The sequence below is a fragment of the Oceanitalea stevensii genome, from assembly GCF_014837105.1.
In the GTDB taxonomy this organism is placed as follows: Bacteria; Actinomycetota; Actinomycetes; order Actinomycetales; family Actinomycetaceae; genus Oceanitalea; species Oceanitalea stevensii.
Map to the genome: position 1 here is coordinate 193,024 of NZ_JACSPO010000004.1, position 12,620 is coordinate 205,643.

11 protein-coding genes are annotated in these 12,620 nt (G+C 73.5%); 9 read left to right on the forward strand and 2 right to left on the reverse strand.

Going from position 1 to position 12,620, the window contains the following annotated elements; genetic code table 11:
* Nucleotides 1–19 precede the first annotated feature (19 nt).
* The 3 genes from putP (at nucleotide 20) to H9624_RS09835 (ending at nucleotide 3,414) form a co-directional block, all read left to right on the forward strand.
* Complete coding sequence (putP, locus tag H9624_RS09825; RefSeq protein WP_251839713.1) at nucleotides 20–1,525, forward strand: sodium/proline symporter PutP; 1,506 nt, start codon at nucleotides 20–22, stop codon at nucleotides 1,523–1,525.
* Nucleotides 1,526–1,610: 85 nt separating this feature from the next.
* Complete coding sequence (locus H9624_RS09830) at nucleotides 1,611–2,741, forward strand: ABC transporter ATP-binding protein (protein ID WP_286011028.1); 1,131 nt, start codon at nucleotides 1,611–1,613, stop codon at nucleotides 2,739–2,741.
* A complete protein-coding gene (locus tag H9624_RS09835; RefSeq protein WP_251839714.1) occupies nucleotides 2,734–3,414 on the forward strand; it encodes an ABC transporter ATP-binding protein in 681 nt (226 codons plus the stop codon). The genes H9624_RS09830 and H9624_RS09835 overlap by 8 nt, the downstream gene beginning before the upstream one ends.
* An 83-nt stretch (nucleotides 3,415–3,497) precedes the next feature.
* Here H9624_RS09835 and H9624_RS09840 read toward each other — a convergent pair whose 3' ends face one another.
* Nucleotides 3,498–4,556: a hypothetical protein gene (locus tag H9624_RS09840; RefSeq protein ID WP_251839715.1), complete on the reverse strand. Its 1,059-nt coding sequence runs from the start codon at nucleotides 4,554–4,556 to the stop codon at nucleotides 3,498–3,500.
* A 377-nt stretch (nucleotides 4,557–4,933) separates the two neighbouring features.
* On the opposite strand from H9624_RS09840, the gene typA reads away from it, so the two are divergent.
* From typA to H9624_RS09860, 4 genes are read left to right on the forward strand one after another with little or no spacing between them, the layout of a single operon-like run.
* On the forward strand, nucleotides 4,934–6,841 hold the full coding sequence (typA, locus tag H9624_RS09845; protein WP_251839716.1) for a translational GTPase TypA: 1,908 nt from the start codon (nucleotides 4,934–4,936) through the stop codon (nucleotides 6,839–6,841).
* Nucleotides 6,842–6,878: 37 nt separating this feature from the next.
* Nucleotides 6,879–8,369 (forward strand): PIG-L family deacetylase, encoded by a 1,491-nt coding sequence (locus tag H9624_RS09850; RefSeq protein WP_251839717.1) that lies wholly within the window; start codon nucleotides 6,879–6,881, stop codon nucleotides 8,367–8,369.
* Nucleotides 8,366–8,863, forward strand: a complete 498-nt coding sequence (locus H9624_RS09855) for a flavin reductase family protein (RefSeq protein ID WP_251839718.1) — start codon at nucleotides 8,366–8,368, stop codon at nucleotides 8,861–8,863. Before H9624_RS09850 ends, H9624_RS09855 begins: the two co-directional genes overlap by 4 nt.
* 42 nt (nucleotides 8,864–8,905) lie before the next feature.
* Nucleotides 8,906–10,648, forward strand: coding sequence for a VanW family protein (locus tag H9624_RS09860; protein ID WP_251839719.1), 1,743 nt, complete (start codon nucleotides 8,906–8,908; stop codon nucleotides 10,646–10,648).
* A 1-nt stretch (nucleotide 10,649) separates the two neighbouring features.
* On the opposite strand, the gene H9624_RS09865 is transcribed toward H9624_RS09860, so the two are convergent.
* Complete coding sequence (locus H9624_RS09865) at nucleotides 10,650–10,874, reverse strand: putative acetyltransferase (RefSeq protein ID WP_251839720.1); 225 nt, start codon at nucleotides 10,872–10,874, stop codon at nucleotides 10,650–10,652.
* Nucleotides 10,875–11,133: 259 nt separating this feature from the next.
* Between H9624_RS09865 and fdxA the strand changes: the two genes are divergently transcribed.
* Nucleotides 11,134–11,451, forward strand: a complete 318-nt coding sequence (fdxA, locus tag H9624_RS09870; protein ID WP_251839721.1) for a ferredoxin — start codon at nucleotides 11,134–11,136, stop codon at nucleotides 11,449–11,451.
* Between the two features lies 1 nt (nucleotide 11,452).
* A complete protein-coding gene (gene dapC / locus H9624_RS09875) occupies nucleotides 11,453–12,589 on the forward strand; it encodes a succinyldiaminopimelate transaminase (RefSeq protein WP_251839722.1) in 1,137 nt (378 codons plus the stop codon).
* Nucleotides 12,590–12,620: the final 31 nt, after the last annotated feature.

Below are 12,620 nucleotides of genomic sequence, written 5' to 3' on the forward strand. Positions count from 1 at the left end.
TCTCGGGGAGGAGACGACGATGTCTGACCGCACCTACCAGCTCATCGCGCTCGTCGCGTACTTCGTGGCGATGCTCGCGATCGGCTACTACGCCTACCGCCGCACCAGCGGCCACGAGGACTACATGCTCGGCGGGCGCCGCCTGTCGCCCACGACGGCGGCGCTCAGCGCCGGCGCCTCCGACATGTCCGGCTGGCTCATGATGGGCCTGCCGGGCGCGATCTACGTCAGCGGGCTCATCGAGGGCTGGATCGCCGTCGGGCTCACCATCGGCGCCTACCTCAACTGGCGCCTGGTCGCACCGCGGCTGCGCTCGTACACGGAGACGGCGAAGAACTCGATCACGATCCCGAGCTTCTTCGAGAACCGCCTGCACGACACCTCACGGTCGCTGCGGGTCGCCTCCGGCGCCATCGTCCTCGTGTTCTTCACCTTCTACGTCTCGTCGATGATGGTCGCCGGCGGGGTGTTCTTCGAGGTCGCCTTCGGCACGTCCTACCGGACGGGCATGCTCATCGTCGCCGGGGTCACGCTGGCCTACACGCTCATCGGCGGATTCCTCGGCGCCTCCCTGACCGACGTCGTCCAGGGGACGATGATGATGGTCGCGCTCATCATGGTGCCCATCGTCGTGCTCGTCTCGCTCGGCGGGGTGGGGGAGGCGCTCGAGGGGATCCGCGAGGTCGATCCCGCCCGCCTGTCGCCGCTGGCGGGCGAGGGCGTCACCGGGGCGTCGGTCGTGGGCGTCGTCTCGGCGCTCGCGTGGGGCCTGGGCTACTTCGGCCAGCCCCACATCATCGTGCGCTTCATGGCGATGCGGGACGCGCTCTCGGCCGGCCGGGCGCGGCGGATCGGGATCAGCTGGATGGTCATCTCGCTCGTCGGCGCGGTGGTGACCGGCCTGCTCGGCATCGCCTACGTCAACCGGATCGGCCTGGACCTCAGTGACCCCGAGCAGATCGTGCTGGCACTGTCCCAGGCCCTGCTCCACCCGCTGCTCGTCGGGGCGATCTTCGCCGCCGCGCTCGCCGCGATCATGAGCACCGTCTCGAGCCAGCTCATCGTGTGCTCCTCGGCCTTCGTCGAGGACCTCTACCGGATCGTCAGGAAGGACGCCTCGCCGCGGCAGCTCGTCGTCCTCGGGCGCGTGGCCGTGCTCGCGGTGGCGGTCATCGCCACGGTCCTCGCGCTCAACCCCGCCGACACCATCCTCAATCTCGTCGCCTTCGCGTGGGCCGGCTTCGGTGCCTCCTTCGGCCCGGCGATCCTCCTCAGCCTCTTCTGGCGCCGGCTCACCACCTGGGGCGCGCTCGCGGGCATGGTGACCGGCGCGGTGACGGTCATCCTGTGGAAGCAGTTCGGGCCGGAGATCTTCGGGGCGACGCTGTACGAGATCGTGCCGGGCTTCCTGGCCAACCTGCTCGTCGCGGTCGTCGTCAGCAGGCGCACCTACAAGCCCGACGAGGAGATGGAGCGGGAGTTCACGGCGGCGGCCCAGGGGGCGAGGCGGGCCCCGGCGGTGTAGCCCGCCACGCGGACCGGCACGGTGGGCACGCGCGCGGTGAGACGATGGCGCCTGCGACCGGCCGGACGACAGTGACGAGGTGCGCATGACGACGACGACCGAGCAGGCCCGTGAGCCCGACATCCTGTGCCACGGGCTCGTGCGGATCTTCTCCACCGAGGGCGTGGAGGTGCAGGCGCTGCAGGGACTGGACCTGCGGGTGGAGCGCGGCGACGTCGTCGCGATCGTCGGGGCGTCCGGCTCGGGGAAGTCGACCCTCCTCAGCATCCTGTCCGGGCTGGACCGGCCCACGGGCGGCAGCGCCGTCGTCGCCGGCACGGACATCGGCGCGATGAGCCGGGCGGACCGGGTGCGCTACCAGCGGCACACGGTCGGCTTCGTGTGGCAGCAGACCTCCCGCAACCTCCTGCCCTACCTCACTGCCGCGGAGAACATCGCGGTGCCGCTCGTGTTGTCCGGCGCGAAGGCGCGTACGGAGCGGGTGGAGGAGCTGCTCGGGCTCCTCGGGATCGAGCACTGCCGTGACCGCCGGCCCGAGCAGATGAGCGGCGGGGAGCAGCAGCGCACCGCGATCGCCGTCGCGCTGGCCAACTCCCCGCGCGTCCTCCTCGCCGACGAGCCCACCGGTGAGCTGGACGACGCGACGAGCGCCGAGGTCCTCGAGGCGCTGCGCGGGGCGTCGGAGCGCCTGGGCGTCACCGTCCTCATCGTCACCCACGACCCCACCGTGTCCGAGCACGTGCGGCGCACCGTCCAGATCCGCGACGGCCGCACCTCCACCGAGGTGCTGCGGCGCACCGAGCGCGACGACTCCGGCGCCGAGGTGCACGTCGCGGAGGAGTTCGCCGTGCTCGACCGCACCGGGCGCCTCCAGCTGCCGGAGGACTTCGTCAGCGCCCTCGACCTGCGCGAGCGGGTGCGGCTGGCCCTGGAGACCGACCACGTCGGCGTGTGGCCGGACGGCGCGGGACGGACGGCTTCCGACCCGGCCGGGGCGACGGGCGCGGGCGGGTCGAGTGGTGCGGGCGGCGACGCGGAGCAGGCCCGGACGGGCCGTGCGGCGGGTGACGCGGAGCGGGCCGGGACCGTGGGTGCGACCGGCGACCCGGACGCGCTGAGGAGCGCAGGCGCGACGAGCGCGGCGGGCGGCTCCACGGCGGCGTCGGCCGCGCGGCCGCGTCGGCGCGACCTGCGCGGGGAGGGAAACGATGACTGAGGCGCTGCTGACCGCCGACGCCGTGAGCCGGGTCTTCACCACGGGCGCCGGTGAGGTCCACGCGCTCACGGACGTGAGCATGGAGGTGACGCGCGGCGAGCTCGTCGTCGTGCGCGGACCGTCGGGCTCCGGCAAGACGACGCTGCTCAACCTGCTCGGCGGGCTGGACCGGCCCACGAGCGGCCGGGTGCTGCTCGGTGACGGCCGCGAGCTCTCGGCCCTGCCGGAGAAGGACGTCCTCGAGGTGCGCCGCACCCGCATCGGCTACGTCTTCCAGTCCTTCGGCCTCATCCCCGTGCTCTCGGCCGCCGAGAACGTCGAGATCCCGCTGCGTCTCCTCGAGGTCGACCCCGCCGAGCGCGAGGAGCGCGTGGCGGACGCCCTCGAGCTCGTCGGGCTCTCCGGCCACGTGCGCCAGCGGCCCTACGAGCTGTCCGGGGGCCAGCAGCAGCGCGTCGGGATCGCCCGCGCGCTCGTCGCCGAGCCGGAGGTCCTCATCGCCGACGAGCCCACCGGCCAGCTCGACTCCCGCACCGCGGCCACGATCATGGAGCTCCTCCAGGACCTCACCCACGCCCGCGGCCTCGCCGCCGTCGTCTCCACCCATGACCCCGTCCTCATGCAACGCGCCGACAAGGTCGTCACCCTCCGCGACGGCCACCCCGCGGCGTAGCGGTGTCGCCGTTGCGCTGACCTCCCCGGTTGTCCTCAGAGCTCCCTCCTTCGAACACGCCGCGGTGAGGTGAAGCGGGTAGCTCACCGGCGGGGCGAGGTGCCGAGGAGCTCCGGCACGGGGCTCAGGGTGGCGACCCAGCCGGGCGGGAAGGGGCGGCACAGCCGCCGGAACACGGCGTCCTCGTCGGAGAGGTCAGTGCGGTCGAAGCGCTCGACCGTTGTGCCGGGGAGGCTCGCCAGCCTGTTCTGACGTCTCCGCTCGGCCATGACGCGCGCCGAGAGCCGGCGGCGGGCGTCGGCCCCGTCGGGATCGTCGGGCAGGAACTTCACCTCGCCGTCGTACTCCCCGAGGAGCGTGATGGTCTCGGTGAGGGCGCCGTGCTCGGTGACCGGCAGCCGCCACCGCACGTCGGGGTAGTAGACGTGTCCCTCGACCTCGTACCGGGGCTGCAGCACGGGCCGCGGCAGGCCCCTGGAGACGCCGACCCACCGGAGGATCGTCTCGTACGGCGATTCCGCGAGCGGGTCGGCCCAGGTGACGACCGCCCGGGCGCGACGCAGGTGGCGCCGGTCGCCCTGCTCCACCATCGCGAGGAGCCGTGCCCTGAGCGTCGCCGTCCGCTTGGCGTTCGAGCTGGGAGTGTCCCGCCGAGGGGCGACGAGTGCGCGCATGCCGCTGTCGGCGATGACGAGTGCGTGCCGTGGGTGCATCGACTTGGCGCAGTCCACGATCGTGCGCTCGATCGTGGTCACCCGCAGGCCGCTGACCTCGGTGACGTCATCGGCCGGCAGGTCCCGCACGTGGCGCACCCGCCCGGCGACGGACCGGCTCGGAAGGCGCTTCTGGGAGGTGTGCACCAGCGTGTCGTCATCGACGAGCCAGAGGCCGTGCAGCAGCGCGGCCGTCCGGTGACTGAACACCGGCCGCGCGACCGTGCGGCGGGCGACGCCCGCGACGCGGGCGAGCGCGAGGTGCTCCGTCTGGTGCCACGGGGGTTCGTCCTTGTCGAGAGGATCGACGAAGACCCCGCGGGCCACCTGCACGAGCCCGGTGCTCACGGCATGCCGGACGGCGTTCTTCCCGAGCTCACGGCTGAGCAGCACGGGCGGGGGCTCCTTCGGGCTGATCATCACGGCCATGACCACGAGCGTGCCGACAGCGGGAGGGCGGTTCGGGCGGCTCGCAGCCCTGCGGTGACCGGAGAGGCGGGAACGCAACCTGTGGAGCAGCGCGCCGGGGCGTGACCTCCCCGGTTCACCTCAGCCAGACGTGCTCGGAGGGGGGAGGTGAGAGGACAACCGGGGAGGTCAGCGCGCGCGTGCGAGGGGGTGGCACGTGCGAGGGGGTGGTATGGGGCTGGTCACACCCGGTGCTCTTCACCGCCCTGCGGTTGTAGAATTCATCGGCGGCACTCGGGCCTCGGGTGCCAATCCTGCCCGTCACTCGGCGCACCGTTCCCGCTCTTCGAGCGATGCCGGCGCCGCCCGGGCACCCCTTCACCGGAGGAGCTCCGCGTATGCCCGTTCGTTCCGACCTGCGCAACGTCGCGATCGTCGCCCACGTCGACCACGGCAAGACCACCATGGTCGACGCCATGCTCTGGCAGTCGGGCGCCTTCGGAGACCACCAGCACGTCGACGAGCGGGCGATGGACTCCGGTGACCTCGAGCGCGAGAAGGGCATCACCATTCTCGCGAAGAACACCACCGTGCGGTACACCGGCCCCGCGGCCGCGGCGCACGGCGCCCCCGACGGCGTGACCATCAACGTCATCGACACCCCCGGCCACGCCGACTTCGGTGGAGAGGTCGAGCGCGGCCTGTCGATGGTCGACGGCGTCGTCCTCCTCGTCGACGCGTCCGAGGGCCCGCTGCCCCAGACCCGCTTCGTCCTGCGCAAGGCGCTCGCCGCCAAGCTCCCGGTCATCATCGTCGTCAACAAGGTCGACCGGCCCGACGCCCGGATCACCGAGGTCGTCGCCGAGTCCACCGACCTGCTCCTGGGCCTGGCCAGCGACCTCGCCGACGAGGTCCCCGACCTCGACCTCGACTCGGTCCTCGACGTCCCCGTCGTCTACGCCTCGGCCAAGGCCCGCCGCGCCTCGCTCGACCAGCCCCTCGACGGCGAGCTGCCCGACAGCCCGGATCTCGAGCCGCTCTTCGCGACCATCCTGCAGAACATCCCCGCCCCGACGTACGAGGAGGGCGCGCCCCTCCAGGCGCACGTCACCAACCTCGACGCCTCCCCGTTCCTCGGGCGCCTCGCGCTGCTGCGCGTCTTCAACGGCGAGCTCCGCAAGGGCCAGAGCGTGGGCTGGGCGCGCCGCGACGGCACCCTCAAGCCCGTCCGCATCTCCGAGCTCCTCAAGACGGTCGCCCTCGAGCGCGTCCCGGCCGAGGTCGCCCACGCCGGTGACATCGTCGCCGTCGCCGGCATCGAGGACATCACGATCGGCGAGTCCCTCGTCGACCTCGAGGACCCGCGCCCGCTGCCGCTCATCACGGTCGACGACCCCGCGATCTCGATGACCATCGGCATCAACACCTCCCCGCTGGCCGGCAAGGTCAAGGGCGCCAAGGTCACCGCACGCCAGGTCAAGGACCGCCTCGACCGCGAGCTCATCGGCAACGTGTCCCTCAAGGTCCTGCCGACCGACCGCCCCGACGCCTGGGAGGTCCAGGGCCGTGGCGAGCTCGCGCTGGCGATCCTCGTCGAGCAGATGCGCCGCGAGGGCTTCGAGCTCACCGTCGGCAAGCCGCAGGTGGTCACCAAGACCATCGACGGCAAGGTCCACGAGCCGATGGAGCGCATGACCATCGACGTCCCCGAGGAGTACCTCGGCGCCGTCACCCAGCTCCTCGCCATGCGCAAGGGCCGCATGGAGACGATGACCAACCACGGCACCGGCTGGGTGCGCATGGAGTTCGTCGTGCCGGCCCGCGGCCTCATCGGCTTCCGCACGCGCTTCCTCACCGACACCCGCGGCACCGGCATCGCCTCCTCGATCGCCGAGGGCTACGAGCCGTGGCACGGCCCGATCGAGCTGCGCACCAACGGCTCGATGGTCGCCGACCGCGCCGGTTCGGTCACCCCCTTCGCGATGATCAACCTCCAGGAGCGCGGCTCCTTCTTCGTCGAGCCCACGTCGATCGTCTACGAGGGCCAGGTCGTCGGTGAGAACTCCCGTGTCGACGACATGGACGTGAACATCACCAAGGAGAAGAAGCTGACGAACATGCGCGCAGCCTCCTCGGACACCTTCGAGAACCTCGTGCCGCCGCGCAAGCTCACCCTCGAGGAGTCGCTCGAGTTCGCCGGCAACGACGAGTGCGTCGAGGTGACGCCGGAGTCCATCCGGATCCGCAAGGTCGTCCTCGACGCGACCGAGCGCGCCAAGGCGGCGGCCCGCCTGCGCCGCGCCTGACACCGGGCCGCACGGCGGCCTGGGCAAGAATGGGGTGATGATGACGACGCAACCCGAGCACCGGCTGCTCGCCGTCTTCGCCCACCCCGACGACGAGACGATCGGTGCGGGTGGCCTGCTCGCGCTCGCCGCCCGCGCCGGTGTCGACGTCTCCGTCGTCACCTGCACGCGCGGTGAGCGCGGCGAAGTGATCCCGCCGGACCTCGCCCACCTCGCCGACGACCCCGAGCAGCTCGCCCGTCGCCGTGAGGCGGAGCTGTCCGCCGCCCTCGCCGAGCTCGGCGCGCACCGCCACCTCTTCCTCGACCAGGTCCCCACCCTCGAGGGGCAGCGGCCCGCCCGCTTCCGCGACTCCGGGATGCGGTGGGTCCGTCCCGGCCTCGCCGGCCCGGCCGAGGACGCCGGACCGGACGCCTTCAGCACCCTCGACGTCGACGTCGCCGCCGGTCTCCTCGCCGTCGTCGTCCGCCACGTGCGCCCGACGGCGGTGCTCACCGAGGAGCCGGGCGGCGGGTACGGGCACCCGGACCACGTCCAGGCGCACCGGGTCACCGCCCGCGCCGTCGAGATCGCCGCCGACGCCGCCGAGCCGCTCGGTGGGCTCGCGCCGTGGCAGGTGCCCACCGTCCTGTGGGCCGCGCAGGAGGAGTCCCACCTGCGCGCGGCGCTCGCCGAGCTCAGCGACGTCCTGGGCCACCACGCGCCGCTCCACGCCCCGGACGGCACCGTCCTCACCGTGGTCGACCCGGCCGGGGAGCTGTCCTCGCTCGCCGTGCCCGCCTCGGAGGTCACCGCGTCCTTCGACGTGCGGCCCGTCGCCGAGCAGGTCCTCGCGGCGCTGCGCCAGCACCGCACCCAGGTCCAGGCCGTCGCGCCGATCGACGGCCGGCGGCTCGTCGGCTACCTCGGGCTGAGCAACGCGGCGCTCGTGCCGGTCCTCGACCGCGTCCACCTGCGCGCCGCCCCCGGCTCCGACGCCACCGCGCTGGCCGCGGTCCTCGCGAACGCCGACGGCGCCACCCCCGCCCCGTCGGCGGCGCCGGTCGCCCCCGCACCCGTCCTCTCCGCGCCGCAGGCAGCCCCGGCGGGCCCCGCCGTCGCCGCCGGCGATGCCCCCGCCGCCCCCGCACCGCGCCGCGGCGTCCTGGGCCGGCTCGTCACGAGCGGCGGCACGGTCGGCGTCCTCGTCTCCCTCCTCGCCGGACTCGTCATGGGCGCGCTCGGCACCGTCGTCCACCGCTTCACCGTCAACGACCTCCCCCTGGGCATCGTCCTCGGGCTGGCCGGCGTGCTCGCGGCGGCCGTCGCGGCACGGGCGATCGCGGGTGGTGGCGGCCTCCTCCTCGCCGCGCTCGCCGTCGTCGGCGTCACCCAGGCGATGGCCTTCCTCCGACCCGGCGGCGACGTCCTCGTCACCAACGAGGCCATCAGCTACGCCTGGCTCTTCGGTGCGCCCATCGCCTGTGTGCTCGCGGCGCTGCTGCCGGCCCGCTGGTTCGGCGACGGAACGCGGGGGAGGCGGGCGTGACCGAGGAGCTCGTCGAGCGGTACCGCACGACCATGCAGCGCCTCGCCGGAGGCGTCGCGGCGGTCTCCGTGCGCCACGGCACCACCGACCTCGCGATGACGGCCACCGCGCTCACCTCGGTGTCCCTGCGCCCCCCGATGGTCCTCTTCTGCGTCCACACCGACGCCCGGCTGCGCGAGGCGCTGGACGAGGTCGACACGTGGGCGGTGAGCATCCTCGACGCCGACGCGAAGGTCGCCGCCGACCGCCTCTCCAGCCCCGGACGCCCCGCGATCGGGCAGCTCGTCGGCGTCGACCACAGCCGCGGGCCGCTCAGCGGCGCCGCGCTCGTCGACCAGGCCCAGGGCTGGCTCGAGTGCCGCACCCACTGGATCCGCACCGCCGGCGACCACGACGTCGTCGTGGGCGAGGTCCTCGACGCCTCGCTCGGCCGCACCGCGACCGGTGCCCTCGTCCACTACCTCGGGCGGCTGCGGCCGCTCGGGGACGCTTGATCTGCGCGTCGCACCGTGACGCGATCCCGGAGGGAAACACGTATGGGAACGGACACGTCGACCGACGACTCACTGCTCGTCGACTTCGAGGAGGAGAGCCCGCGACGCCGTCGCCGCGGGTGGATCATCGCCCTCGTCGTCCTCGTCCTGCTGCTCGCCGCCTACGCCGGCGCGGCCTGGTACCTCGGTGACCGCGTCCCGCGCGGCGCGACGGTCGCCGGTGTCGACATCGGCGGCCTCACCGCGCAGGAGGCGACCGAGCGGCTCGACGAGGCGCTCGCCGACACGGCCACCGAGCCCGTTCCCGTCTCCCTCGCCGAGAACGAGACGACCCTCGACCCGGCCGCCGCCGGCCTCGAGCTGGACGCCGCCGCCACCGTCGACCGCCTCTCGGGCCTGTCCTTCGACCCGCGCAGCGTCGTCGCCCACCTCTTCGGCACCGAGGACCACGACCCGGTCGTCCGGGTGGACGAGGCCGCCCTGCGCGCCGAGGTCGAGCGGGTCGCCGAGACCCTCGACATCGCGCCCGTCGACGGCGCCATCGCCCTCACCGACGGCGAGGCGCAGGTGACCGAGCCGGTGGCCGGCACGTCCGTCGACCTCGACGCCGCCGTCGAGCTGGTCGCCGACACCTGGATCACCGGGGAGCGCCCGCTCGAGCTGCCGGGCGAGGAGGTCACGCCCGCCATCACCGCCGAGGCCGTCCAGACGGCGATGGACGAGGTCGCCCGCCCGCTCACCCGCTCGCCGGTGGCCGTCGACATCGACGGCCGGCTCATCGAGCTCACCCCCGCGCACCTCACCTCCGTGTCGACCCTCGAGCCCACGGACGACGGCGCCCTCGAGCTCCGGCTCGACGGCGAGGCGCTCGTCGACCTCGTCCTCGAGCTCGACCCCGAGGTGCGCACCGAGGCCCGCGACGCCCGCATCGTCCTCGAGGGCGGGCGCCCCACCATCGTGCCCGGGGCGACCGGGATGGACATCGACGAGGAGGTCCTCGTCGAGACCGTTTCCGCGGCCGCCGTCTCCGGGTCGAACCGCACCGCCGAGGCGCGCCTCGTCGAGGTCGCCCCCGAGTTCACGGTCGCCGACGCCGAGGCCCTGCGGGTCACCGAGGTGGTCTCCGAGTTCTCCACGCCGTTCCACAACGACGCCCAGCGCACGCGCAACCTCGTCGTCGGCGCCGAGAAGATCTCCAACACGCTCGTCAAGCCGGGGGAGACCTTCAGCCTCATCGACGCGCTCGGCCCGATCACGGCGGAGCGGGGCTTCGTAGCATCCGGCGTCGTCGTCGACGGCCTGGAGACGAGCGGGATGGGCGGCGGCCTCTCCCAGGTCTCGACCACGGTGTTCAACGCCGCCTTCTTCGCCGGCATGCAGCTCGACCAGTTCCAGACCCACTCCCACCACTACCCGCGCTACCCCGAGGGCCGGGAGGCCACGCTCTTCACCCCGAGCGTGGACCTGCGCTGGACGAACACGACGCCCTACGGCGCGCTCGTCCAGGCCTGGGTGTCCGGCGGGCAGTTCCACGTGCGGCTGTGGGGCACCGAGCACTTCGACGTCTCGACCACCACGAGCGACCGGTTCAACTTCACCCAGCCCTCGACCGTCTACAACTCCTCGTCCAGCTGCGTCCCGAACAGCTCGCCCGAGCGGGGCTTCAGCGTGACGGTGTCGCGCACCGTGTCCCTCGACGGCGCCGAGGTGGACAGCAACTCGTGGACCACGCGCTACATCCCGTGGGACCGCGTCGTGTGCGGCTCCGCACCCAGCGGCGACTGAGCTAGTCGCGGCGGGGCGCGCGCCGCGGCGGGGGCGGCGGCACCGGCTTGCCGACGACCGCGTCCGCCGCGGCCACTCGCACCGGACCGCGGCGCGTGTGGACGACGGCGGCGTCGTCGTCGGCCGCCACGAGGTCACCGAGGGCGTCGGAGAAGCCGCCCTCGGCGCGCCGGTACCGGATGACCACGCGCGTGCCCACCGGCCAGTCCGCCCACAGAGGTCTCACCCGGCCATTGTCCCCCAGCCCCGACGCCCTTTTCCTCGCCGACAGCCGGGTTCCTCGGGCCGTGGGGCGACACCCCATCCCCCTCCCTCGCCGACAGCCGGATTCCTCCGCGGAGGAATCCGGCTGTCGGCGTGTGGGGGTGGGAGGAATCCGGCTGTCGGCGTGTGGGGGTGGGCGACGCGCTGCAGGGCCGGTCGGATGAGGGATACTGGGAGCGCACCGACAGGCGGCGGCTCGACGCCGCAGAGGGAGGGAACCCGTGACCTACGTCATCGCGCAGCCCTGCGTGGACGTCAAGGACCTGGCATGTGTCGACGAGTGCCCCGTGGACTGCATCTACGAGGGCAAGCGCATGCTCTACATCCACCCCGACGAGTGCGTCGACTGCGGCGCCTGCGAACCCGTGTGCCCCGTCGAGGCGATCTACTACGAGGACGACACCCCCGAGCAGTGGTCGGCCTTCTACGGCGCCAACGTCAACTTCTTCGACGACATCGGCTCCCCCGGCGGTGCGGCCAAGATGGGCCTCATCGACAGGGACCACCCGCTGGTGGCCGCCCTCCCGCCGCAGGCCTGAGGTGGCGCTGTTCGGCGACGCGCTGCCGAGCTTCCCGTGGGACAGCCTCGCCGGCGCGCGGGACCGGGCGCGGGCGCACGCCGGTGGGATCGTCGACCTCTCGGTCGGCACGCCGGTGGACCCCACCCCCCAGGTGGTCCAGGACGCGCTCGTCGCCGCGGCCGACTCACCCGGTTACCCGACGACGCAGGGCACCGACCGCCTGCGTGAGTCGGTAGCCGGCTGGTTCGCCCGCCGCCGCGGCGTGCCCGGGCTGACCCCCGAGCAGGTGCTGCCGACCATCGGCTCCAAGGAGCTCGTGGCGCTGCTGCCCGCCATGCTCGGGCTGGGTGCCGGGGACGTCGTCGTCCACCCGCAGATCGCCTACCCCACCTACGACGTCGGGGCGCGCCTGGCCGGTGCCGAGCCCTTCCCGGCGGACGCGACCACCGCCGTCGGGCCCGGCCCGGTGCGGCTCGTGTGGCTCAACTCCCCGTCCAACCCGACCGGCCGGGTGCTCGGCGTCGAGCACCTGCGCAAGGTGGTCGAGTGGGCGCGGGCGCGCGGCGCCGTCGTCGCGAGCGACGAGTGCTACGCCGAGCTCGGCTGGGCCGAGCCGTGGGCGTCGGAGGGCGTGCCGAGCCTCCTCGACCCGCGCGTGTGCGGCGACAGCCACGAGGGCCTGCTCGTCCTGTACTCGGCGAGCAAGCAGTCCAACCTCGCGGGCTACCGCGCCGCCTTCGCGGCCGGGGACCCCGTCCTCGTGCGTCGCCTCCTCGAGCTGCGCAAGCACGCCGGCATGATCATGCCCGGCCCGGTCCAGGCCGCCCTCGCCGCCGCCATGGACGACGACGAGCACGTCGCCGTCCAGCGCGAGCGCTATCGGGCCCGGCGCGAGGTGCTCCTCGCCGCCTGCGCGGCTGCGGGCCTGGTCGTCGCCCCCGAGAGCGAGGCCGGCCTCTACCTGTGGGCCACCACCGCGGGGGAGGCCGACTGCCGCGCGATCGTCGCGGCGCTGGCCGAGCGGGGCATCCTCGCGGCGCCCGGGGAGTTCTACGGCCCCGCCGGCGCCCGGCACGTGCGCATCGCGCTCACCGCGAGCGACGAGCGGGTCGCGGCGGCCGCCGAGCGGCTCTCGACGGGGCCGCTGCTGCCCTGAGACGGGGTGTCGCGCGTCACGCCGTGACGGA